Genomic DNA, 22,027 nt, shown 5'->3' on the forward strand with positions numbered 1-22,027 from the left:
ATGTTGAGGATCGGCTATGTAAGTCTGCGCGACGCGCGGTCCGCGGACGATACCGCGGCGCTGAAGGCGTTCGGCTGCCACGTCGTGCGCGCCGAGGAACCGGCGTCGCTGACGGCGGACGAATCCGCAGTGCTCACCTCGATCCTCGACTTCATCGGCGAGGGCGACCAGCTCGTCGTCATGCGCCTCGAGCATCTGGCCCACTCCACCCGCAGCGTCCTTGAAGTGATCGACCGGCTCGACGAGCGGGGCGCCACCCTTTTCGTGGTCGAACCGGAACTCTCCAGCGAAGGCGCCTGCGGCCGCGCCCTTCGCGCCGCGCTTCAGGCCGTCGCCGCCGTCGAGCCCGCCTGGGCGGGCCGCCGCCGCCGCAGCGCCCCGGCCGCCGAGGAGATCAAGGCGCTGCAGGACGCCGGCGTCGGGCCCGTGGAGATCGCCCGCCGCCTCGGCGTCTCGCGCATGACGGTGTGGCGCAAGCTGCGCGCCCTGGAAGCGGGCTGATCCACCCCCTCGCCCGGCCCCTCACCCCGTCTTGACGAAGTCGATGAAGGCCCGCAGCGCCGGCGGGGTCTGTCGCCGGCTGGGGTAGTAGAGCCTCGGCCCGGGAAACGGCGGCAGCCATTCGTCCAGCAGGCGCACCAGCCGCCCGGACGCCAGGTGCGCCTCCAGATATCCCTCGAAGGTGCAGACGAAGCCAGCCCCGGCGAGCGCCGCCTCGATCATCAGCCGCGGGCTGCTGGACATGAGCGGGCCCTCCGGCTCCAGCCGGATCACCTCCGGACCTCGCTCGAACTCCAGCGGGGGCATGAAGCCGCTGGGGAACTTCACCCTTATGCAGGGGCGTGAAAGCAGGTCCCTCGGATGGGCGGGCGCGCCCCAGCGGGCGATCGCCGCAGGGCTCGCCGCCAGCACGTAGCGCTGCGGTCCGCTCAGCGGCACGGCGACCATGTCCCGCGCCAGGCTCTCGTCCCAACGCACGCCCGCGTCGAAGCCCTCGGCGACGATGTCGACCAGCGCGGTCTGGCCCACGACGTCGAGGCGGACCTTGGGATAGTGCTGCAGGAAGCGGGCGATCAGGGGCGCCAGCACCAGCTCGACCGCCGGCTCCGGCGCGTTGATGCGCAACAGGCCCGCCGGCTCGCCCTGGGCGGCCTGCGCCTGGTCCACGGCCGAGGCGATTTCGGCGAACGCCGGCGAGAGCCGCTCCAGCAGCCGCATCCCCGCCTCGGTCGGCGCGACGCTGCGGGTGGTGCGGTTGAGCAGGCGCACGCCCATCCGCGCCTCCAGGTCACGCACCGACTGGCTCAAGGTGGACGGCGAAACCCCACGCTCGGCCGCCGCCGCGCGGAAGCTGCGCCGCCGGGCCACCGCGGCGAAGGCGTCCAGCAGGTCGAGGTTCAGCCCGCGCATTGTTCGAAGTTCCGCACAGCCTGTTCGAAACTATCCGGATTATCGCACGACCCGCACGGGCGCATCTAGGGGCCGTCCCTTCCCCCTTCCTTCCCAAGGAGTCCGGCGATGATCACCCGCCAGCTTGGAACCACCGGCCCCCACGTCTCCGCCTTCGGCCTCGGCTGCATGGGCATGAGCGACATGTATGGCCCCGCCGACCGGGCCGAGAGCCTGGCCACGCTCTCCGCCGCCGCCGAGGCCGGGATCACCCTCCTGGACACCGGCGACTTCTACGGCATGGGCCACAACGAGATGCTGATCGGCGAATGGCTGAAGGGCGTGCGGCGCGACGATTTCGTGCTCAGCGTCAAGTTCGGCGCCCAGCGCGGCCCGGACGGCGGCTGGCTCGGCTACGACGCCCGGCCCTCGGCGGTGAAGACGGCCTGCGCCTATACGCTCAAGCGGCTTGGCGTCGATCACATCGACGTCTATCGCCCCTCGCGCCTGGATCCGGCCGTGCCCATCGAGGACACCATCGGCGCCGTCGCCGACCTAGTGAAGGCAGGCTATGTCCGACACGTGGGGCTCTCCGAGGTCGGAGCCGAGACCATCCGCCGGGCCGCCGCCGTCCACCCGATCGCCGACCTGCAGATCGAGTATTCGCTGATCTCCCGCGGGATCGAGGACGAGATCCTCCCGCTCTGCCGCGAGCTCGGCGTCGGGATCACCGCCTACGGCGTCCTCTCCCGCGGGCTGATCAGCGGCCACTGGTCGGCGGAGCGCAACGTGCGGGGCGATTTCCGCGGCATGGCCCCCCGCTTCCAGGGCGAGAACCTGGACAGCAACCTCGCCCTGGTCGAGGCCATGCGCCGGGTCGCCGAGGCCCGCGGCGTGACGGTGGCGCAGGCGGCGATCGCCTGGGTGGCCGCGCAGGGCTCCGACATCGTGCCCCTGATCGGCGCACGCCGGCGCGACCGACTGGCCGAGGCACTCGGCGCCCTGGAGGCGACCCTTTCGGCCGAGGACCTCGCCGCCCTGGAGGCCGCAGCGCCTAAGGGGGCCGCCGCGGGCGAGCGCTACGCCGCTGCGCAGATGGCCATGCTCGACAGCGAACGGCGCGGCTGATCGGCGCGGCGCAAGGCCGCGCGCACTGGACATTGGGTGCACGCGGCCCCATCCTCTGCGGTCAAACAATCGTTCGTCCGCGGGAAACGCCCATGTTCATGCGCTTCTTCACCGAGCTTCGCGAAGCCAAGGTCCCGGTGACGCTGAAAGAGTATCTCATGCTCATGGAGGCGCTCGACAAGTCGGTCATCGACCGGCGCGTGGACGACTTCTACTACCTGTCCCGCTCGGCGCTGGTGAAGGACGAGAAGAACATCGACAAGTTCGATCAGGTCTTCGGCCACGTCTTCAAGGGGCTGGAGAAGATCGAGGGCGTCGGCACGGCCGACATCCCGGCCGAATGGCTGCGCAAGATCAGCGAGAAGTTCCTCACCGAGGAGGAGAAGGCGCAGATCGAGGCCATGGGCGGCTTCGACAAGCTGATGGAAGCCCTGGCCGAGCGCCTCAAGGAGCAGAAGGAGCGCCACGAGGGCGGCAACAAGATGATCGGCACCGGCGGCACCTCGCCGTTCGGCGCCAACGGCTACCACCCCGAAGGCATCCGCATCGGCCAGGACAAGGGCCGCCACGGCAAGGCGATCAAGGTCTGGGACAAGCGCGAGTACAAGAATCTTGACGATTCCGTCGAGCTCGGCACCCGCAACATCAAGGTCGCCCTGCGCCGCCTGCGCAAATGGGTGCGCGACGGCGCCGCCGAAGAACTGGACATGGACAACACCATCCGCGGCACCGCGGAGAAGGGATATCTGGACATCCACCTGCGCCCGGAACGCCGCAACAAGATCAGCGTCCTGATCTTCTTCGACATCGGCGGGTCGATGGACAGCCACATCAAGGTCTGCGAGGAGCTGTTCTCGGCCGCGCGGTCCGAGTTCAAGAACATGGAGTTCTACTACTTCCACAACTGCCTCTATGAAAGCGTGTGGAAGGACAACCGCCGCCGGCATTCCGAGAAGATCAACACCTGGGACGTGCTGCACAAGTACTCCAGCGACTACAAGGTGATCTTCGTCGGCGACGCGACGATGAGCCCCTACGAGATCACCTATCCGGGCGGCTCGGTGGAGCACTGGAACGAGGAAGCCGGCGCGATCTGGATGGACCGCGTCAGCCAGATCTATGAGCACATGGTCTGGCTGAACCCCACCGCCGAGCGCCACTGGGACTACACCCCCTCGATCGACGTGATGCGTCAGCTAGTCAACGACCGGATGTATCCGCTGACCCTCGAGGGGCTCGAAAAGGCGATGCGGGAGCTGGCGCGCTGATCGGCCGGGCGCGCCCTCCGCGAACGGACGTTTGCCGGCTCGTCGGCGGCGCCTAGACTGGGCAGGTCGTTGAAGGGATTCGCATGACCGATCCCCTGTTGCAGGACCAGGCGAGCGGCGAGGCCGAAGCCGCCACCAAGGCGGCGGTCTTCTGCGCGGCCGAACGGCTCTTCGCCCTTCACGGCTTCCAGAACGTCTCGGTGCGCGACATCACCGCCGCCGCCGGCGTCAACCTGGCCTCAGTGAACTACCACTTCGGGTCCAAGGACGCCCTGCTCTTCGAGATTTTCCGCCGCCGCACGGCCGAGCTGAACCGCGAGCGCGCGCGGATGCTGCACGAGGCCAACGACCGCCACGACGGCAAGCCGCCCGTGCGGGAGATCCTCGAGGCGCTGTTCGCCCCGCCCCTGCGCTGGGGCTCGCCGGACAATGAGCGTCGGATCTCGGTCCAGTTCATCATCCGCTCGCGCAGCGAAGGCACCGAGGAGATGCGCGAGGCCCTGGCCAAGGACGTCTCGCACCTGGCGCGCTTCGCCGACGCCCTGATCGCCGCCAGGCCCGAGCTGCCGCGCGAGGACGTCTACTGGCGCCTGCACTTCTGCCTCGGCATGGTCCACAACAACCGCTTCGCCGAGTTCGACCGGCTGCACGTGCTGTCGGACGGCCTCACCCGCGAAGGCGACGTCGACGCCCTGCTCCAGCGCATGCTCGACTTCGCGGAGGCGGGCTTCCTGGCCTGACCGCACCGGCGGCTAGCGCCCCGTGAACACCGGCTCGCGCTTCTCCACGAACGCCTGGGCCGCTTCGCGGTGGTCGGCGGTCTGGCCGCAATGCACGTGGTGCGTCGCCTCGAGGTCAAGGCAGTCATCGACCTCGCCGGCCATCGCGCGGTTCAGGTTCTCCTTCATGTAGCGGTAGGCCACCGTCGGACCGGCGGCGAGCCGCGCGGCGATCTCGGCGGCCTTCGCCTGCAGCTCCTCGGGCTCGCACACCCAGTTTGTCAGCCCCAGGCGCAGGGCGTCCTCCGCCCTCACCCGTTCGGACAGGTAGTAGAGCTCGCGCGCCTTGGCCGAGCCCACGAGCTGGGTCAGGAAATAGGTCCCGCCGTAGTCGCCGGAGAAGCCGACGCGGGCGAAGGCGGTGGTCATGAAGGCCGTGCGCGACATGATCCGCATGTCGCAGGCCAGCGCCAGCGACAGGCCGGCCCCGGCCGCCGGCCCCGGCAGGGCCGCCAGGGTCGGCTTGGGCATTTTGAACAGCTTGCCTGACGTGGCCCGCTGGTTCACGCGCTGGCGGTGGATCGCCGCGTCGATCGTCTGGTCGCCCACCGTGCCGTCGCCGCGGCTGGCCATGCCCTTAACGTCGCCCCCGGCGCAGAACCCATTGCCCGCGCCGGTCAGGACCACGCATTTGACCTCGCCGGCCAGCTCGGCCCAGGCGAGCTGCTCGGCCAGGGCCGCGTTCATCTCCCCGCTCATGGCGTTGCGCGCCTCCGGGCGGTTGAGCGTAAGCGTCAGCACTCCGCCCTCCAGCCGGGCGAGAAGGTCGGCGGTTCCGGTGTCGATTTCGGCCATGGTCCTGTTTCCTCCCAGCGAACGCGGCGCCAAGCTGCCAATTCTTAGGCCCGCGCCCGCCCAGCGCCAGAGGCCAGTTCGGGAGGAAACCTCATGCGCCTTCGTCAGATCGCCCTGGTGGGCAGGGACCTCGCCGCCGCCCGCGCGGACATCGTCGCGATCCTCGGCCTCGGCGAGGCCTACGCCGACCCGGGCGTCGGCAAGTACGGCCTGGAGAACGCCGTCTGGCCGGTGGGCGACACCTTCCTGGAGGTGGTCTCGCCTACGACCTCGGGCACGACGGCCGGGCGGCTGCTGGAGAAGCGCGGCGGCGACGGCGGCTACATGGCCATCTTCCAGACCGACGACATCGCAGCGGCCCGGGCCCGGGCGGCCGCCGAGGGCGTGCGCGTGGTGGACCAGGCCGATCGCGACGGCGTCCACATGACCCACCTGCATCCCAAGGACCTGGGCGGCGCCATCATCTCCATCGACGCCATGGTCCCGAAGGAGCGGTGGGAATGGGGCGGACCGCATTGGCGCGAGAACGTGCGCACCGACACCTCCGTCTCGATCGTCGGCGCCGAACTGCAGGGCGCGGACCCAGAGGCCATGTCCCGCCGATGGGCTGCGGTCCTGGGGCTGGAGAGCGACGCGGTCGATGGCGGCTGGCGCATTCCCCTGGAGGGCGGGGAACTCCGCTTCGTCTCCGTTCAGGACGGCCGCGGCGAGGGCCTGGGCGCGTTCGACGTCGCTGTCCGCGATCCCGACGCCGTCCGCACGCGCGCCCGGGCCCGGGGCGCCCTGGACCAAGCGGGCGACGTCGTCCTCTGCGGAACCCGCATGCGGCTGGTGAGAGCCGCGCCCTAGTTGTTCCCGCCGATCAGGTCGCCCAGGCCGCCCAGCACCGAGCCTTCGCCGCGGTTCTGGCCGCCCATGGAGCCGGCGGCGGCCAGCATCCGGCCCGCCAGGCGCGAGAACGGCAGCGACTGGATCCAGACCTTCCCGGGGCCGGTCAGGCGCGCGAAGAACAGGCCCTCGCCGCCGAACAGCGCGCTCTTGATCCCGCCGGCGGCGACCAGGTCGAAATCGACGCTGGGGGTGTAGGCGGCCAGGCAGCCGGTGTCGACGTGCAGCTGCTCACCCGGCGCCAGCTCCCGTTCGACCACGGTTCCGCCCATCTGCACGAACACCCAGCCGTCGCCCTCCAGGCGCTGCATGATGAAGCCTTCGCCGCCGAACAGGCCGGTCATCATCCGCCGCTGGAAGGCGATGCCGATCGACACGCCCCGCGCCGCCGCCAGAAAGCTGTCCTTCTGACAGATGAGCTGGCCGCCGACTTGGCCCAGGTGCAGCGGCAGGATCGAGCCCGGCGTCGGCGCGGCGAAGGCGACCTTGGCCTTGCCCTGGCCGTTGTGGGTGAAGACCGTGGTGAAGAGGCTCTCGCCGGTGACCAGCCGCTTGCCGGCGCCCAGCAGCTTGCCCATGAAACCGGCGTCCGCCCCGCCGGAGCCGTCGCCGAACACAGTGGTCATGCCGACCGTCGCGTCCTTCCAGACCATGGCCCCGGCCTCGGCGATCGCGCTCTCGCCGGGATCGAGCTCGATCTCGAGGAACTGCAGCTCCTGGCCCTTGATCTCGAAGTCGATGTCGTCGGCGACGGCGGCGCTGCGGTGGTGGCTCCAGGGGCCAGAGGTCATGGCGGACTCCGTTGAGGGATTCGCGCCGAATCTAGGCCGCCGCCCCCTGCCTCGCCAGCCGGCAGGCGAACCTCAGGTCCTCCAGAAAGGCGTCGAACGCGGCGTCCTTCGCGGCGGCGTCGGGAACCCGCAGCAGGTACGAGGGATGGTAGGTCACCACCCCCTGAGCCCCATCCGGCAGGGCGAAGGCCCGGCCGCGCGAGCGGGCGATCGGCATGGGCCGGCCGAACACCGACACCGCCGCCGTCGCGCCCAGGGCCAAGATCACCCGAGGCCGCACGATGCGGCGCTCGGCGTCCAGCCACCAGCGGCAGGCCCGCACCTCGCCGGCCTCGGGCGTCTTGTGCAGCCGCCGCTTGCCCCGCGGCTCGTTCTTGAAGTGCTTGACCGCATTGGTCACGTAGGTCTCGGCCCGGGTGATCCCCGCCGCCTCCAGCGCCTTGTCCAGCATCCGGCCCGCGGGGCCGACGAAGGGCCGGCCTTCGACGTCCTCGTGATCGCCCGGCTGCTCGCCCACCAGCATCAGCGGCGCGGTCCCGGGCCCTTCCCCGGCCACGCCCTGGGTGGCGCCCCGCCACAGGTCGCAGCGCCGGCAGGCGTCCACCCCGGCGCTGACCTCCTCCAGGTTCGTCGGCGCGTGGGATTCGAAGGAGCCGTCCCGCAGGGCGGTGCGGACGGCGCGCACGACGCGGCGGGGAGGCTCGCTGCGGGTCTGGTGTTCGGCCATGGATTCGACGTTCGTCTCCGTCGCCGCCCCATAGGGCGGAATGGACCGGGCGCGGGTCAGGTTCCGCCAGTAGTCCACGAGCTGGTCCTCACGCGGCGCGTCCGCCGGGTCGATCCCGGGCCGCAGGACCTGGCGCTCGCCGGTCCAGAACACGCAGACGTCGGGAGTCAGCAGGGCGAAGCGGGCGCCGGCGAAGCGCCGGGCGAAGAACGGCGCCACCCGCTCTGTCACCCGATGCGCCGGCTCGAACCAGGCCACGTGGGTCGGCGGTCCCCCGGCGGCGTCCACCGGCAGAAAGCGGGTGAACGCCTTCATCCGCTGGGCTGCGCGGTCCACCTCCCGCGCCAGGGTCCGCGCCCGCGCGACGTCCGGGTCGGCGTCGTAACGCAGCAGCTCCGGCGTCGCCTCCAGTCGCCAGAGCAGCCGGTAGAGCACGGCGAACCGCTCGTCCGACCGGTGCAGCACCACGTCCCGCGCAAGGCCGAGGAACGCCCGCGGCGCGGTGAACGGCCGCTCATGACCGCCGCCGGGCGGGTCGGCCGCCTTGTCCACCGTCCAGACCACCCGCGCCGGCTCCACCCGTTGCACCCTCAGCCGACGGGCGGCCTCGCGCCATCCCTCGAAATCGGTTTCCGCAGCGAGGCGGACGGTCTTCATCTCCATGGCGAGGTCGGGGTCCCGGATCGAACTCCCTCCATCTTATTGTTCTTGTTTTGTTCTTTTCAAGCCTCGCCGAAGCGGACGCGCAGCGCCCCTGTGGACACGGGCCGCGGAACGGCGGGCCTTCGCCCAGGCCGGGGCGCGCCGGGCGCCATCGGCGCAATTCTCCCCGCCGAAGGACTCTGCTAGGAGGGTTCGTATTGATTAAACCAATGTCTTAGGGAGCCGGCCGCGCGGCTCAATTTTCGGCCCTCGCGCGGGCGGGATGCTGTTGGAAGAACGAGTTGACACCGGCGGCCCCGTCGCCACGGACGAGGTCGCGCCGGTCGGCGAGACCCTCGCCGAAAAGGAAGCGGCCTACGAAAAGTTCGTCTGGGACAACCTGAGACGCAACTATCTGGGAAACTATCTGCACGGCATGCTGGGGATGACCGGCTTCCGGCTCGTCAACGCCCCCACCTTCCTGCCGGCCTACCTGCACGCCATCTCCGGCTCGAACACCATCGTCGGCCTCGGCCTCGCGCTCCAGCAGGTGGGCAGCGTCGTCTCCCCGATCGTCGGCGCCAACCAGATCGAGCACCGCACCCGGGTGATGCCGGCCGCCGTCTGGATGGGCAGCCTGGCGCGGATCCAGATCCTCGGCATGGCCGCCTCCGGCTGGCTGCTCAGCGGCCAGCCGCTGGTCACGGCGATCCTGCTCTTCATGTTCCTGTTCGGCCTGTTCATGGGCGCCCAGCGGGTGGTCTTCGGCCTGCTCATGGCCAAGGTCATCCCGATCAGCCGCCGCGGCCGCCTGCAGGCCTGGCGCAACGCCACAGGGGGCCTGATCGCCGCGATCCTCGCCTATTTCGCCGGCCGATGGTTCATCGAGCCCAACCTGTTCGGCAACGGCTACGGCGTGACCTTCGTCTTCGCCTTCGTGCTCACGAGCCTCGGCCTCAGCGCCCTGCAGATGCTGCTGCGCGAGCCGGAGCCGCCGACCACCCGCCCCCGCTCGCGCCTGCGCGAACGGCTGTCGGACTTCCCGCGGCTGATCGCGGACGATCCCAGCTACAAGTACTTCCTGATCGTGCAGATGCTGGCGACCGCCAGCCGCCTGGCCGTGCCGTTCTACATCATCTACGCCGGCTCCACGATCGAGCTGACCGGGGGCAACCTCGGCCTGCTGTCGCTGGCGTTCCTGGGCGCCGACACCCTGTCGAACCTGATCTGGGGCTATCTGGGCGACAAGACTGGATTCCGCCTCATCCTGCTGCTGTCGCTGATCGCCTGGATCTGCTCGACCGTACTGCTGATGAGCTTCCACGACCTGGCCTGGACCTTTGCGGCGTTCTTCGGCCTCGGCGCGGCCCAGTCCGGCTACATGATGAGCGCCCAGACCATGATCCTGGAGTTCGGCGATCGCGACGACATGCCCATGCGCATCGCCTTCTCGGCTACGGCCGAGGGAATCATGGCCTCCATCGGCCCGCTGGTCGGCGGCATCATGGCCACCGCCTTGGGCTACGAGATGGTGTTCGGCGTCTCGATCGGCTTCCTCGCCGCGGCCCTGCTGCTGCTGACCTTCATGGTCAAGGAGCCGCGCAAGGTCCGCACCGGGCGGGTCTAGGCGGCCCTGGCCGCCGCGATGCGGGCGCGGGCGGTGGCGTCGGCCACCTCGTGCGGCGGGCGCTTCTCGGCGGCGGCGCGATCGAGCACCTCCTCCAGGGTCTCCGTCAGCCGATCCAGCTTGACCGCGACCCAGTGGGCGTCGAAGGCGGTTCCTGCCTCCAGCGCCCGGATCTCGCCGGCCACGTTGATGATCCCCCCGCCGTTGATCACGTAGTCGGGGGCGTAGAGCACGCCGCGCTCGAACAGCGCCTGGCCGATCTCCGGGCCGGCGAGCTGGTTGTTGGCCGCCCCGGCCACGATGCGCGCCTTCAGCCGCGGCAGGGTCTGGGCGTTCACCGCCCCGCCCAGGGCGCAGGGGGCGAACACCTCGGCCTCCACGTCGAAGATCTCGTCCGGCGCCACGATCCGCGCGCCCGTCCACTCGGCCACCATCCGCAGGGCCGCCTCGTTCACGTCGGCGACGACCAGCTTCGCCCCGGCGGCGGCGAGCTTCTCGGCCAGATAGGCGCCCACATGGCCCACGCCCTGGATCGCCACGGTCACCCCGTCCAGCTCGCGCCCCAGCGCCCGCCGCACGCAAAGGCGCACCCCGCGGAACACGCCCTCGGCCGTCACCGGGCTCGGATCGCCGGACGCGGCGGCGTGGCCCTCCAGCCCGGCCACATAGCGGGTGGTCTTGCGCGCATGCGCCAGGTCGGCGGGGGAGACGCCCACGTCTTCGGCCGTCCAGTAGCGCCCGCCCAGGCTCTCCACCGCCCGGCCGAAGGCCTCGAACAGTTCCGGCGTCTTGCCGGTGCGAGGATCGCCGATGATCACCGACTTGCCGCCGCCTAGGCCGATGTCGGCCATGGCGTTCTTGTAGGACATCGCCCGCGACAGCTTCAGGGCGTCGGTCAGCGCCGCCTGGAAGTCCGCATAGGGCCACATGCGGCAGCCCCCCGCCGCCGGACCCAGCGCCGTGGAGTGCACGGCGATGATCGCCTTGAGGCCGGACTTTTCGTCATAGAAGCTATGAACGTCTTCATGTGCCTCGAAGGCGGCGGAATCGAACATCTTCATTCTGGCTTTGCTCAGGTCCGAGGCATCAGTTTTCGCGCCCGGCTCTACGCCTACCGGACGCCGATCACAACCCCGCCGCCACCTGTCGCCCATCGCCCTGCGCCGCCTGCGTCGCCGGAACGCGGGCCGGCGCGCCGGGGATCGGCGGCGCGCCGGACGGCAGGGGGCCCTGCGGATCGCGGATGAAGGCCAGGATGTCGGCCCAGACCTTCGGCCCCTGCAGGTCGCGCGTCAGAAGATGCCAGCCCGCGGCGTAATAGGCCGTGCGCGCGCCCTGGGGCAGGCGCGAAACCGCGTCCAGGGCCGCGGTCTTGGGGATGATCTCGTCGTTGCGGCCATAGAGATAGAGCACCGGCGCGCGGATTTGGCCAACGTCCGCCCAGGCCCGGTCCATCAGGTTCACCAGGCCGTAGAGCGTGTCGGAACGCGCGCCCCAGATCATCAGCGGGTCCTGGCCCATGGCGATCAGTTCGGCGCGGTTGTCGGTGGGCGTGACCCGGTCGGTCAGCCATCCGGGCGGGGTGTAGACCTTGGAGCCGGTGAACCGCGCCGCCATCCACAGCAGCAGCTTGTTGGGCAGCGGCTGCTCGCGCCAGCCCCACACCGCCGGGGACAAGAGCACCAGCCGGTCGGCCGCCGGCGGGCGGTCCGAGGCGAAGGTCTCGATCGCCACCGCGCCGCCCATGCTCTCGCCGGCCACCACGATCACGGCGTCGGGATAGCGTGAGCGCAGGAGCGCGGTGATCACCCGCAGGTCCTCGTCCATCAGCGCCTGGCCGCCCCACACCCCGCGCTGGGGCGAGCGGCCGAACCCGCGCTGGTCATAGGCGTAGGTCGCCACCCCCTGCTCGGCCCACCAGGGCGCGGCCAGGTGAAAGGCGTTGGCGTAGTCGTTCATGCCGTGGACGCCGACGATCACCGCCCAGGGCTCGCCCTCAGGCAACCAGCGCGTCAGTCCCAGCCGCGCCCCGTCGAAGCTGACGAACTGGTCCTGGGTCAGCCGCGGCCCCTGGAACGCCGCGCTCGGAACGCCGGCCTGCTGCACCATCAGGGGCGAGCAGGCGCTCAGCGCCAGCGCGGCCAGGACGATCAGAAAGCGGCTCATCGGCGCAGAATTTCCCGAACCCTTTGGCGAAGATAGGGCGTCACCTCGGCCTCGAACCAGGGATTGCGCCTCAGCCAGGCGGTGTTGCGCCAGGACGGGTGCGGCGTGGGCAGCCGCTGCGGCGAATATTCGCGCCAGGCGCGCACCGTCTCGGTCATGTTGGCCTTCGCCGCCGCGCCGAGCGCCCAGGCCTGGGCGTATCCGCCGACCAGCAAGGTCAGCTCCACCTGCGGCAGCGCCGCCAGCAGCCGCGGTCGCCACAGCGCCGCACAGCGCGCCGGCGGCGGGTAGTCGCCGCCCTTCGGGTTGGTGCCGGGAAAGCAGAAGGCCATGGCCGCCACGCCGATCGCCGGATGCTCGTAGAAGGTCTTGCGGTCCACCCCCATCCAGTCGCGCAGGCGGTCGCCCGAGGCGTCGTCGAACGGCAGCCCGCTCTCGTGCACCCGCCGGCCGGGGGCCTGGCCGCAGATCAGGACGCGCGTCGTCGGGCGCACCCACACCACCGGCCGCGGCTCGTGCTCGAGTTCGCCCGCGCAGGCCCGGCAGGCGCGGATGTCGGCCAGGAGGGCGTCGAGCGAGGGCGGGGCGGAAGCCATGGCGGCCATGTAGGCTCAGGGACGGGCCTGCGCCATCACCCTTCGGGGCTGGACAGCGGCGACCGCGAATGGGAAGCCGGTCGGCGGGCGCTCGGGCGTCCCGGCGGGGAGCCCGGCATGAAGGTCGCGATCGTCCAGTTCGACAACCGTCCCATCGAGAAGCTGGGCGCCATGGCCGTCCTGCTGCATCGCAACCACCAGTACGCGGTCCGGCACGGCTACGAATACCACTTCATCAACCAGGCTCACTTCGACCTGCCGGTCTACTGGCAGAAGCCGAAGATCCTGCACCGCTTCTTCGAGGTCGGCTTCGACGTCGCCGTCTGGCTGGACAGCGACGCGGTCGTCCACGACCTCGACCGCCGCGTCGAGGACCTGTTCGAGGGCGGCGAGACCATGGTCGCCGCGCCGGACAATCCGCACTGGACCGCGCCCTTCAACGCCGGCGTCTTCGCCGTGCGTCAGCCGGGGGGCCTTGCGCTGATGGACCGCTGGAGCGGCCTGTTCGCCGGCACGAAGTGGACGCGCACCCCCACCGCCTGGGTCTGCGAGGACGAATGGGCCGGCCCCTCCTACGAGCAGGGCGCCTTCAATGCGCGGCTCCTGCCCGAGCTGACCGCCGATGGGACGCTGCGGCTGGCGGACTGGCGGCTGTTGCAGAGCCCGTTCCCGGTCGAGGGGGCGTTCACCCTGCACTTCCCGGGGCCGTTCCGCGCCAACCTCGTGCCCTACATCCACCTCTACGCCGAGGGCGCCTCGCCGGCCTGAGGCAGGCGCAAGCGGTAGACGCCCTTGAAGCTGTCCGGGTCGGCCGGCTTGCCGTGACGGGTGATCACCAGCCGGCCCTGGCGGGCCAGGCCCACGGCCGTGGCGCGCACCTGGCCGAGCTGGCGGCGCCAGCCCTCCGGATCCATCGCCCGGGCGGCTTCCTCGGGCGAGATCGACTTTCCTGCCGGCAGGGCGGCCAGCAGGTCGAGGATCACCGCTTCGGCGTCGCGGGTCATCAGCCGCCCCGCTTCAGGGTCTCGCGGGCGATGATCACCTGCTGGATCTGGCTGGTGCCTTCGTAGATGCGGAAGATCCGCACGTCGCGGTAGAAGCGCTCGATCCCGTAGTCGGCGATGTAGCCGGCGCCGCCGAAGATCTGCACGGCCTTGTCGGCGACCCGGCCGACCATCTCCGAGGCGAAGTACTTGGTGGCGGCCGCCTCCATGGTCACGTTCTCGCCGGCGTCCCGCTTCTTGGCGGTCTCCAGCATCAGCGCCTTGGCCGCCAGGGCCTCGGTCTTGCAGTCGGCGATCATGCCCTGGACGAGCTGGAACTGGCTGAGGGTCTGGCCGAACTGCTTGCGCTCGGTGGCGTAAGCGACGCAGTCGGCGATCAGGCGCTCGGCCACGCCGACGCACACGGCCGAGATGTGCAGGCGCCCGCGGTCCAGCACCTGCATGGCCACCTTGAAGCCTTCGTTCTCCCGGCCCAGGCGGTTCTCCACGGGCACGCGCACATTGTCGAAGGTCACGTCGCAGATGTGGGCGCCCTGCTGGCCCATCTTCTTCTCGGGCTTGCCGACCGACAGGCCCTCGAGCTTGCGCTCCACCAGGAAGGCCGAGACCCCGCCGCCGCCCGGCTTGGACGGATCGGTGCGGGCCATCACGGTGAAGAGGTCGGCCTTGTTGGCGTTGGTGATGTAGCGCTTGGCGCCGTTCAGCACATAGGCGTCGCCGTCCAGGGTGGCGCGGGTCTGCACCGCGCCGGAGTCGGAACCGGCCTCCGGCTCGGTCAGGGCGAAGGAGGTGATGATCTCGCCGGAGGCGACGCCGGGCAGGTACTTCTGCTTCTGTTCGGGCGTGCCGAACATGACGAGGCCCTGGGCGCCGATGCCGACGTTGGTGCCGAACGCCGAGCGGAACGCGGGGCTGGTGCGGCCGAGCTCCATCGCCACCAGGCACTCGTCCTCCATGGAGAGGTCCAGCCCGCCGTACTCGGCCGGGATCGACAAGCCGTAGAGGCCCATCTCCTTCATCTCGGCGATCACCTCGTCCGGGATCGCGTCGTCCTCGGCGACCTTGGCCTCCAGCGGGCGCAGCCGCTCGCTGACGTAGCGGCGGACGGTGTCGACGAGCTGGTCGCGGGTTTCGGCGTCGAGGGCCATGGCGTGGCGGCGTCCCTTGGTGGGCCGGCGGTCCGGAGAGGGGCGCGCCGCGCAAGTCGGCCTTGCATCGCGGCGCGCGCCCGCCTAGGTCCGCCCGGCGGCTGATTGAGTGCGGCGGCAAACTAGTGGGGCGCGGGCCGGCGGGCAAACGCTTACCGCGCTGAGGGATTTTCGGGGGATCGGATGGACGGCGGCGACGAACAGCACACCGGATGGGGCGTCCTGCAGAAGGGCGACGGCGAGTGGGCCGGCTGGTCCATGTGGCGCGGCCAGGACCCGTTCGAGGACCACGCCGGTCCGTTCTACTTCCGCATGGACGAGGACGGCCGCCCGGTCTGCGCCTTCCGCGCCGAGAAAAAGCACATGAACGGCGGCGGCTTCATGCACGGCGGCTGCATCATGACCTTCGCCGACTACTGCCTGTTCGTCATCGCCCGCGAGGCCCTGGCGCAGACCCACAGCGTGACGGCCACCTTCAACGGCGAGTTCGTGGGCGCCGTGCCCCTTGGCGCCCTGGTCGAGTGCCGTGGCGAGGTGGTCAAGAACGCCCGCTCCATGGTGTTCGTGCGCGGCCTCATCACCACCGGCGGCGAGCCGGTGATGAACTTCTCGGCGGTGGTCAAGAAGACGCGGCCACGGGCTTAAGTCAGGCGCCGCCGATCCAGCGCCTGGGCCATTTCCAGCCCAGCGGGCGCACCTCGCCGGGGCGCAGCGCGAGGTTCGCCACCACCTTGGCGCTCAGCTCGGCGACGGCGTGCACCGGCTCCAGCCCCTTGACGGGACTGGTGGCGACGCGGCCAACCAGCAGCGCCTGGTCCACCGCCTTCCATTCGGCCTGGGCGCGGTCGTCGTAGCCGACGGCGAAGAAGTGGCGCACCGGCCCGGGCTCGCCCGGCGGCTCCACCATCACCCCGATCATCCAGCCGCTCGCCATCGCCGACGTGCTAGAGCGTTTTCCGGCGAATGGGAACGCCGGAGGTCAGTGGCCATGCTCCTCGGCCATGGGCGCCGCCTTGCCGGCGGGGAGCACCGCGATGGCGTCCACCGCATAGACGCTGCGCCAGGGCTTGCGGTCGCCGCTCATCACCAGCCGATAGGGGGCCTCCTTGCCCGTTAGCTTCGCGCCGTCGGCCGTGTCCGCCAGGATCGCCGGCCCCGCGTGGAAGCCGTCGTCCAGCTCCGGCAGCGCATAGAGGGCTGCGAAGCCGTCCGCGCCGGTGACGGTCACGTAGGACATCATCGGATCGCCGTGCATGCGCGCGCCCACCGGCACGCCGGCCGCCCGCAGCACATAGGTCAGCTTGGGCCCCTCGAAGACGCGGGGCTTGTCCCCCCAGGGCGCCTCGACCCTGGCCCGCGGCAGGGCGGCGAGGTCCTGCGCCGACAGCGTCTTTTCCGCGCCGTCCAGCCCCGTCACCGTGATCGACTGCGCCGGCGCCGGGCCTGCGGCCAGCGCCAGGGCCGCGCCAGCCAGGAGGATTGCGGCCCTCATCGGGCCACGGCCGCGGCGGGACGGGCCTTCATGTCGGCGATCCAGCGGGCGACATGGGTCATTTCGGCGGGGACATCGTACTTCAGCATGCCGCGGGCGAAGTCGTAGCTGATGAAGGCGACGACGTCGGCGATGGTCAGCCGGTCCGCCGCGATCCAGGCGCTGTCCGCCAGCCGGCGATCGAACACCTTCAGGGCTCGGGTGGCCGCCTCCAGGTTCCAGGCGCCGACGGCGGCGTCCTGCTTTTCGAGCGCGGCCAGCGCCGGGTGGCTGTGGCGCACCCCCAGCATGAACGGCATGGCGACCATCAGTTCGGCCCGCCGGGTCCACATTTCGATCACCGCCGTCTCCTCCGGCGTGCGGCCGAAGAGGTTGGGCTCGGGATAGCGCCCCTCCAGGTAGCGGCAGATCGCCAGCGATTCGGAGATGCAGGTCCCGTCGTCCAGCTCCAGCACCGGCACCTGCGCAAGGCCGGTCTTGGCCATGTACTCCGGCGTCCTGTGCTGGCCCTCCATCAGGTTGAGGGTCTCGATCTCGATGTCCTCGATCCCCTTCTCGGCCATCACCCAGCGCACCCGGCGCGGATTGGGCGCCCGCGGCGTGTCGTAAAGCTTCATCGCGTTCCTCCGTGGCCCGGAGCGGGGCACGATCGTGCGCCTGCGGTCAAGCCGGCTATTGACCGAAGAGTTCGCGCGGCATCGCCCCCACCAGGGCGGCGGTCATGCAGGTGGCCAGGAACCCGGCCAGCAGCGCCTTCCAGACCATGCCGATGATCTCCGAGCGGCGCTCGGGCATCAGCACCCCCATGCCCGAGACCGTGATCCCCACCGATCCGATGTTGGCGAAGCCGCACAGCGCATAGGTCATGATCATCCGGGTGCGTTCGCTCATGTCGGCCGCCGGAACCGCACCCAGCTGGATGAAGGCGATGAACTCGGTGAGCATCAGCTTCACGCCCAGAAGGTAGCCGGCGCTGTCGGCCTCCCGCCAATCGACGCCCAGCGTCCAGGCCAGCGGCGCGAACACGGCCCCCAGGATCCGCTCGATGGTGATCGGCGCCCCCATCACCGGCGGCAGCACCGAGAGCACCGCATTGCCGATCGCCACGAAGGCGACGAACACGATCAGGATCGCCGAGATGTTCAGCACCACGGTCAGGCCGTCCATGGTGCCTTTGGAGATGGCGTCGATGGCGCTGTCGTACTTCAGGAGCGAGCCGTAGTCGGCGTAGAAGCCCCCCTGCCCGGGCTTTTCCGGCACCATGATACGGGCGAGCAGCACGCCGGCCGGCGCCGAGACGATCGAGGCCACCAGCACGTGGGCCGCCGCGTTCGGCAGCACCGCCTTCAGGATCGTGGCGTAGGCCACCATCGTCGAGCCGGCCACCGTGGCCAGGCCCACCACGATCATCAGGAACAGCTCCGAGCGGGTCAGCTTGTCCAGGTAGGCGCGGATCACGATCGGGCTCTCGATCATGCCGAGGAAGATGTTCACCGCCACAGCCAGGGCCGAGGCGCCGCCCAGCCCCATGGACTTCTGGAACAACAGGCCGAACCCCTGGGTGATCCACTTCAGCACCTTCCAGTGCCAGAGCAGGGCCGACAGCGCGGAGATCACCAGGATCAGCGGCAGCACCTGGAAGGCGAAGACGAACAGCGCCCCCTGGTTCGTCACCTCGTAGGGCTGCACGCCCCCGCCCATGTAGCCGAACACGAACTGGGTGCCCTGGGCCGTGGCCGCGGCCAGGCCGTCCACCGCGTCGTTGACCCCGCTCACCACCGCCTGGGCGCCGGGCAGGCCGAACAGCAGCAGCACCAACCCCACCTGCACCGCGATCGCCCCCAGCGCCAGACGCCAGGGGAACGCCCGCCGGTTCTCCGACAGCGCCCAGCACACCGCCAGCGTCAGGGCGAGGCCCACCAGGCTCTGGGCGTTTTCCGCTCGGAACATGCGACGAAGATCCCCCGCCGGGCGGACTCGTCCCGGACTCGGCGGCACTTGCGCATGACAGCCGCGTCCAGTGCAAGCGGCGAGGCGCCGCGCGCGCCTGGGCGCGGGCGGGTGACGCGCGCCTAGGCCTTGGGCCCCCTGGCGGCGACCGCTTCCACCGGCGCGCCCTCGGCCTTCCAGGCGCCGAAGCCGCCGGCCAGATGGCAGACGTTCTCCAGGCCCATGTCCTGCGCGGTCTTGGCCGCAAGCGCCGAGCGCCAGCCGCCGGCGCAGAAGAACAGGAAGCGCTTGGGCTCGGCGAACACCGGCTTGGCGTAAGGGCTTTCCGGGTCGATCCAGAATTCCAGCATGCCCCGCGGGCAGGAGAAGGCCCCAGGCACGCCGCCCTCCCGTTCGCGCTCGCGCGGGTCGCGCAGGTCGACGAACACCACGTCGTCCCGGCCCAGGAGCGCGCTCGCCGCAGCCACGTCCAGCGCCTCGACCTCGGCGTCGGCCTCGGCCAGCAGCGCCTTGAAGCCCTTCTTCATCGCCATCGCCGCGTCCTCCCTCGATGAGCCGAGGCTAGCTCAGCGCCCCCTCCGCCGCCAGCGGCGATACGCCCCTTGACAACAATTCAATTGTACACAATTTTATTGTCAACAATCACAAGGAGCCTGCCATGACCACCGTCCTCTACACCGCCCGCGCCCGCGCCGTCGGCGGCCGCGCCGGGCACGTCGAAACCGACGACGGCCTTCTGAAGCTAGACCTCGCCCCGCCCAAGGCCCTGGGCGGGGCGGGCGGCAAGACCAATCCCGAGCAGCTTTTTGCGGCCGGCTACGCCGCCTGTTTCGAGAACGCCGTGCGCCACATCGCCCGCCAGCAGAAGCTGCCGCTGACCGGCGCGGCCGTGACGGCGGAGGTCTCCATCGGCCCCAACGCCTCGGGCGGCTTTCAGCTCGGCGTCGCGCTGGAGGCCGAGATCGAGGGGCTGGACCCGTCGGCCGCCGAAGCCCTGGTCGCCGCGGCCCATCAGGTTTGTCCCTATTCCAACGCAACTCGGGGCAATATCGACGTCGGAATCACCGTGAAGACGAGCCAAGCCGCTGGCCAGGACGCCTGACACCGACAAGACCCCTGCGGGCGCAGCCGGAGAGTTCGACCCTCTCCGGCTCGACCTGCAGCTCTGCTTCGCCCTCTATTCGGCGGCGAACAAGGTGACCCGCCTCTACCGGCCGATCCTGGAGCCGCTGGGCCTGACCTATCCCCAGTACCTGGCGATGATGGCCCTTTGGGAGGAAAGCCCGCGCACCGTCGGCGCCCTGGGCGAAGCCCTGGGGCTGGATTCGGGCACCCTGACCCCGCTGCTGAAACGCCTGGAGGGCCAGGGCCTGGTCGAGCGCGCGCGCGATCCGGCCGACGAGCGCCGGGTGACGGTCTCCCTCACCGGCGAGGGCGCGGCCCTCAAGGCCCGGGCCGCCCACGTCCCGGCTGCGCTCGCCTGCCAGCTCGGCTGCGACCTCGCCGAGATCGCCGACCTGCGCGACCGGCTGAAGCGGTTTGTCGAACGAATCTAGCCGGCGAGCCCGAGGACGGGCCTCGCCGCGCCGGTCACGCCGCCCGGATCGACTTCGATAGAGCGGCCCGGTCGATCTCGTCGGCGCGAACGACGGCTTCGAAGGCCGGGCGGGCCAGCAAGTAGCCCTGCACGTAACGAACGCCGAGTTCGGTGAGAACGGCGAGTTCGTCGAACGTCTCGACGCCCTCGCAGACGACCGTGACGCCAAGATCCTCCAGCATCAGCTTGAGGTGCCGCACGATCTTGCGCCGCACCGGATCGCCGTCGATCCCGCGGATCAAATCCATGTCCAGCTTGACGATGTCGGGGGTGAATTTCGACAGCAGCGACAGGCCCGCATAGCCCGCCCCGAAGTCGTCGATGGCGGTCTTGAACCCCATGTCGCGATAGGTGCGCAGAATGTTCAGGATGTGCGCCGTGTCGATCCGCTCATCTTCGGTGAACTCGAAGATGAACTGCGACAAGGGAAAGCCGGTGCGCATCGCCGTCGCCAGCGTCAGTCGAATGCAGGCGCGGGGCTCATAGACCGCATTGGGCATGAAATTGATCGACAGGCGCGCCCCGTCCCGAGCTAGGTCGAGCTTGGTGGCGAGCTCAAGCGCCCTGACCCGGCACTGCTGGTCGAACGCATAGCGGTTTTCGGGGCCAACCGCGGACAGGACGGAGTAGGCGCCTTCGCCGTTGACGCCCCGCACCAGGGCTTCCTGCGCGAACACGTCCCCGCTCGCGATGTCGACGATGGGCTGAAACGCCATCGAGAACGGGACCTCGAAATCGGCGCCGTCGCGGCAGCCTTCGCAAGCTGAAGCCATTCGATTCCCCTGCGCGGCGCGTCCTGGACGCACCCTAGCCGCAGGGGATTGAAGGATTGGTTCATAAGCGCGCGGCCGCCAGGACGGCGAACTCCGAGAGCAGCGCCTTGGGCCCCTAGCGCCCCACCATCGCCAGGCCGCTCTCGTCGTAGCGCTGGCCGGCGACCTCGGCCTCCGGCACGGCGGCCGCGATGGCGGCCAGGTCCTCGGCGCTCAGGACGACGTCGACGGCGCCGGCGTTCTCCTCCAGCCGGTGGGCCTTCGTCGTGCCGGGGATCGGCACGATGTCCTCGCCCTGGTGCAGCAGCCAGGCCAGCGCTAGCTGCGCCGGGGTCCTGCCCTTCTCGGCTGCCAGCGCCTTCAGCGTCTCCACCAGCGACAAGTTCTTGGCCAGGGCCTCGGCCTGGAAGCGCGGCAGGCGGCGGCGGAAGTCGCTCTCGTCCAGGGATTCGGCGCTGGTGATCGCTCCGGTCAGGGCGCCGCGGCCGAGGGGGCTGTAGGGCACCAGCCCGATCCCCAGTTCGCGCAGCACCGGCAGCACCGCCTTCTCCGGATCGCGCGTCCAGAGCGAGTATTCGCTCTGCAGGGCGCTGACCGGATGGACGGCGTGGGCCTTGCGGATGGTGTCCGGGCCGGCCTCGGACAGGCCGAAGTATTTGACCTTGCCGGCCTTCACCAGGTCGCCCACCGCGCCAGCGACGTCCTCGATCGGCACGTCCGGGTCCACGCGATGCTGATAGAAGAGGTCGATCACCTCCACGCCCAGTCGCTTCAGCGAGGCGTCGGCCACGGCCTTGATGTGCTCGGGCCGGGAGTCCACGCCCACGGGACGGGCGCTTTCGGGCACGATCTTGAAGCCGAACTTGGTGGCGATCTGCACCTTGTCGCGCAGACCGCGCAGGGCGTGGCCGATCAGTTCCTCGTTGGCGAAGGGCCCGTAGACCTCGGCGGTGTCGAAGAAGGTGACCCCCAGGTCCACCGCCCGGCGCGCCAGGGCGTCGGCCTCGGCCTGCGACAGGCCCGGCCCATAGGCCCAGCTCATCCCCATGCAGCCCAGGCCGATCGCCGAGACCTCCAGGCCCTGGGTTCCGAGTTTGCGCGTCTTCATGGGCGATCTCCGTCGAGCGATGGGGGCAGGCCTGGAAGATGGGGAGGCCCCGCCTGCTGCGCGAGGGGTCGGACGCTCCGGGCGCACCGGCCGGGCCTGGGGATGGGCATCTATTGCCGGCCACCTCGCATCGGCGAGGCGTTTTCCTTGGACTACAAG

General features: G+C 70.3%; 26 protein-coding genes. 10 read left to right on the top strand and 16 right to left on the bottom strand.

What is annotated here, in order from left to right; all coding sequences use genetic code 11:
* Complete coding sequence (locus ACK4YQ_RS13505; protein ID WP_409611939.1) at positions 1 to 501, top strand: recombinase family protein; 501 nt, start codon at positions 1 to 3, stop codon at positions 499 to 501.
* Between the two features lie 21 nt (positions 502 to 522).
* Here ACK4YQ_RS13505 and ACK4YQ_RS13510 read toward each other — a convergent pair whose 3' ends face one another.
* On the bottom strand, positions 523 to 1,410 hold the full coding sequence (locus ACK4YQ_RS13510; protein ID WP_409611940.1) for a LysR substrate-binding domain-containing protein: 888 nt from the start codon (positions 1,408 to 1,410) through the stop codon (positions 523 to 525).
* Between the two features lie 108 nt (positions 1,411 to 1,518).
* On the opposite strand from ACK4YQ_RS13510, the gene ACK4YQ_RS13515 reads away from it, so the two are divergent.
* The 3 genes from ACK4YQ_RS13515 (at position 1,519) to ACK4YQ_RS13525 (ending at position 4,525) form a co-directional block, all read left to right on the top strand.
* Positions 1,519 to 2,517 carry an aldo/keto reductase gene (locus tag ACK4YQ_RS13515; RefSeq protein ID WP_409611941.1) on the top strand — a complete coding sequence of 333 codons (999 nt, stop codon included), beginning with the start codon at positions 1,519 to 1,521 and terminating at the stop codon, positions 2,515 to 2,517.
* A gap of 92 nt (positions 2,518 to 2,609) precedes the next feature.
* On the top strand, positions 2,610 to 3,785 hold the full coding sequence (locus tag ACK4YQ_RS13520) for a vWA domain-containing protein (RefSeq protein WP_409611942.1): 1,176 nt from the start codon (positions 2,610 to 2,612) through the stop codon (positions 3,783 to 3,785).
* 83 nt (positions 3,786 to 3,868) lie between these two features.
* Positions 3,869 to 4,525: a TetR/AcrR family transcriptional regulator gene (locus ACK4YQ_RS13525; RefSeq protein WP_409611943.1), complete on the top strand. Its 657-nt coding sequence runs from the start codon at positions 3,869 to 3,871 to the stop codon at positions 4,523 to 4,525.
* 12 nt (positions 4,526 to 4,537) lie between these two features.
* On the opposite strand, the gene ACK4YQ_RS13530 is transcribed toward ACK4YQ_RS13525, so the two are convergent.
* Entirely contained in the window at positions 4,538 to 5,359 is an 822-nt protein-coding gene (locus ACK4YQ_RS13530) for an enoyl-CoA hydratase-related protein (protein WP_409611944.1), read from the bottom strand.
* 93 nt (positions 5,360 to 5,452) lie between these two features.
* On the opposite strand from ACK4YQ_RS13530, the gene ACK4YQ_RS13535 reads away from it, so the two are divergent.
* Entirely contained in the window at positions 5,453 to 6,208 is a 756-nt protein-coding gene (locus ACK4YQ_RS13535; protein ID WP_409611945.1) for a VOC family protein, read from the top strand.
* Here the strand turns inward: ACK4YQ_RS13535 and ACK4YQ_RS13540 are convergent.
* Together ACK4YQ_RS13540 and ACK4YQ_RS13545 are read right to left on the bottom strand one after the other, a co-directional pair.
* Positions 6,205 to 7,038, bottom strand: a complete 834-nt coding sequence (locus ACK4YQ_RS13540; RefSeq protein ID WP_409611946.1) for a TIGR00266 family protein — start codon at positions 7,036 to 7,038, stop codon at positions 6,205 to 6,207. The two genes, ACK4YQ_RS13535 and ACK4YQ_RS13540, sit on opposite strands and share 4 nt — an antisense overlap.
* 31 nt (positions 7,039 to 7,069) lie before the next feature.
* The gene (locus tag ACK4YQ_RS13545; protein WP_409611947.1) at positions 7,070 to 8,422 is read right to left on the bottom strand and encodes a UdgX family uracil-DNA binding protein; all 1,353 of its coding nucleotides are present in this window, start codon (positions 8,420 to 8,422) and stop codon (positions 7,070 to 7,072) included.
* A gap of 274 nt (positions 8,423 to 8,696) precedes the next feature.
* On the opposite strand from ACK4YQ_RS13545, the gene ACK4YQ_RS13550 reads away from it, so the two are divergent.
* Positions 8,697 to 10,034: an MFS transporter gene (locus ACK4YQ_RS13550; protein ID WP_409611948.1), complete on the top strand. Its 1,338-nt coding sequence runs from the start codon at positions 8,697 to 8,699 to the stop codon at positions 10,032 to 10,034.
* Here the strand turns inward: ACK4YQ_RS13550 and ACK4YQ_RS13555 are convergent.
* The 3 genes from ACK4YQ_RS13555 to ACK4YQ_RS13565 form a co-directional block, all read right to left on the bottom strand.
* A complete protein-coding gene (locus ACK4YQ_RS13555; protein ID WP_409611949.1) occupies positions 10,031 to 11,095 on the bottom strand; it encodes a Glu/Leu/Phe/Val family dehydrogenase in 1,065 nt (354 codons plus the stop codon). The two genes, ACK4YQ_RS13550 and ACK4YQ_RS13555, sit on opposite strands and share 4 nt — an antisense overlap.
* A 64-nt stretch (positions 11,096 to 11,159) precedes the next feature.
* Positions 11,160 to 12,200: an alpha/beta fold hydrolase gene (locus ACK4YQ_RS13560; protein ID WP_409611950.1), complete on the bottom strand. Its 1,041-nt coding sequence runs from the start codon at positions 12,198 to 12,200 to the stop codon at positions 11,160 to 11,162.
* Positions 12,197 to 12,805 (bottom strand): uracil-DNA glycosylase family protein, encoded by a 609-nt coding sequence (locus ACK4YQ_RS13565; RefSeq protein WP_409611951.1) that lies wholly within the window; start codon positions 12,803 to 12,805, stop codon positions 12,197 to 12,199. The genes ACK4YQ_RS13560 and ACK4YQ_RS13565 overlap by 4 nt, the downstream gene beginning before the upstream one ends.
* 108 nt (positions 12,806 to 12,913) lie before the next feature.
* Here ACK4YQ_RS13565 and ACK4YQ_RS13570 point away from each other — a divergent pair, with 108 nt between their 5' ends.
* Positions 12,914 to 13,564: a hypothetical protein gene (locus ACK4YQ_RS13570; RefSeq protein ID WP_409611952.1), complete on the top strand. Its 651-nt coding sequence runs from the start codon at positions 12,914 to 12,916 to the stop codon at positions 13,562 to 13,564.
* Here ACK4YQ_RS13570 and ACK4YQ_RS13575 read toward each other — a convergent pair.
* The gene (locus ACK4YQ_RS13575) at positions 13,537 to 13,800 is read right to left on the bottom strand and encodes a DUF3253 domain-containing protein (RefSeq protein ID WP_409611953.1); all 264 of its coding nucleotides are present in this window, start codon (positions 13,798 to 13,800) and stop codon (positions 13,537 to 13,539) included. The two genes, ACK4YQ_RS13570 and ACK4YQ_RS13575, sit on opposite strands and share 28 nt — an antisense overlap.
* Entirely contained in the window at positions 13,800 to 14,948 is a 1,149-nt protein-coding gene (locus ACK4YQ_RS13580) for an acyl-CoA dehydrogenase family protein (protein ID WP_409611954.1), read from the bottom strand. The genes ACK4YQ_RS13575 and ACK4YQ_RS13580 overlap by 1 nt, the downstream gene beginning before the upstream one ends.
* 183 nt (positions 14,949 to 15,131) lie before the next feature.
* Between ACK4YQ_RS13580 and ACK4YQ_RS13585 the strand changes: the two genes are divergently transcribed.
* Positions 15,132 to 15,593, top strand: coding sequence for a PaaI family thioesterase (locus tag ACK4YQ_RS13585; RefSeq protein WP_409611955.1), 462 nt, complete (start codon positions 15,132 to 15,134; stop codon positions 15,591 to 15,593).
* A 1-nt stretch (position 15,594) separates the two neighbouring features.
* On the opposite strand, the gene ACK4YQ_RS13590 is transcribed toward ACK4YQ_RS13585, so the two are convergent.
* The 5 genes from ACK4YQ_RS13590 to ACK4YQ_RS13610 all read right to left on the bottom strand — a co-directional run bounded on the left by ACK4YQ_RS13590 (position 15,595) and on the right by ACK4YQ_RS13610 (position 18,923).
* Entirely contained in the window at positions 15,595 to 15,882 is a 288-nt protein-coding gene (locus tag ACK4YQ_RS13590; RefSeq protein WP_409611956.1) for a hypothetical protein, read from the bottom strand.
* A gap of 45 nt (positions 15,883 to 15,927) precedes the next feature.
* Positions 15,928 to 16,440: a molybdopterin-dependent oxidoreductase gene (locus tag ACK4YQ_RS13595; RefSeq protein WP_409611957.1), complete on the bottom strand. Its 513-nt coding sequence runs from the start codon at positions 16,438 to 16,440 to the stop codon at positions 15,928 to 15,930.
* A complete protein-coding gene (locus ACK4YQ_RS13600) occupies positions 16,437 to 17,057 on the bottom strand; it encodes a glutathione S-transferase family protein (RefSeq protein WP_409611958.1) in 621 nt (206 codons plus the stop codon). Before ACK4YQ_RS13600 ends, ACK4YQ_RS13595 begins: the two co-directional genes overlap by 4 nt.
* Positions 17,058 to 17,112: 55 nt before the next feature.
* Complete coding sequence (locus tag ACK4YQ_RS13605; protein ID WP_409611959.1) at positions 17,113 to 18,390, bottom strand: NupC/NupG family nucleoside CNT transporter; 1,278 nt, start codon at positions 18,388 to 18,390, stop codon at positions 17,113 to 17,115.
* A gap of 122 nt (positions 18,391 to 18,512) precedes the next feature.
* Positions 18,513 to 18,923, bottom strand: coding sequence for a rhodanese-like domain-containing protein (locus tag ACK4YQ_RS13610; RefSeq protein WP_409611960.1), 411 nt, complete (start codon positions 18,921 to 18,923; stop codon positions 18,513 to 18,515).
* 125 nt (positions 18,924 to 19,048) lie between these two features.
* On the opposite strand from ACK4YQ_RS13610, the gene ACK4YQ_RS13615 reads away from it, so the two are divergent.
* Together ACK4YQ_RS13615 and ACK4YQ_RS13620 are read left to right on the top strand one after the other, a co-directional pair.
* Positions 19,049 to 19,492, top strand: a complete 444-nt coding sequence (locus ACK4YQ_RS13615; RefSeq protein ID WP_409611961.1) for an organic hydroperoxide resistance protein — start codon at positions 19,049 to 19,051, stop codon at positions 19,490 to 19,492.
* The gene (locus tag ACK4YQ_RS13620; RefSeq protein WP_409611993.1) at positions 19,476 to 19,946 is read left to right on the top strand and encodes a MarR family winged helix-turn-helix transcriptional regulator; all 471 of its coding nucleotides are present in this window, start codon (positions 19,476 to 19,478) and stop codon (positions 19,944 to 19,946) included. Before ACK4YQ_RS13615 ends, ACK4YQ_RS13620 begins: the two co-directional genes overlap by 17 nt.
* Positions 19,947 to 19,980: 34 nt before the next feature.
* Here the strand turns inward: ACK4YQ_RS13620 and ACK4YQ_RS13625 are convergent, their stop codons facing one another.
* The gene (locus tag ACK4YQ_RS13625) at positions 19,981 to 20,760 is read right to left on the bottom strand and encodes an EAL domain-containing protein (protein WP_409611962.1); all 780 of its coding nucleotides are present in this window, start codon (positions 20,758 to 20,760) and stop codon (positions 19,981 to 19,983) included.
* A 115-nt stretch (positions 20,761 to 20,875) separates the two neighbouring features.
* Positions 20,876 to 21,868: an aldo/keto reductase gene (locus ACK4YQ_RS13630; RefSeq protein WP_409611963.1), complete on the bottom strand. Its 993-nt coding sequence runs from the start codon at positions 21,866 to 21,868 to the stop codon at positions 20,876 to 20,878.
* Positions 21,869 to 22,027 lie beyond the last annotated feature (159 nt).

Origin of the sequence: Phenylobacterium sp. (genome assembly GCF_046291545.1) — a bacterium.
In the GTDB taxonomy this organism is placed as follows: domain Bacteria; phylum Pseudomonadota; class Alphaproteobacteria; order Caulobacterales; family Caulobacteraceae; genus Phenylobacterium.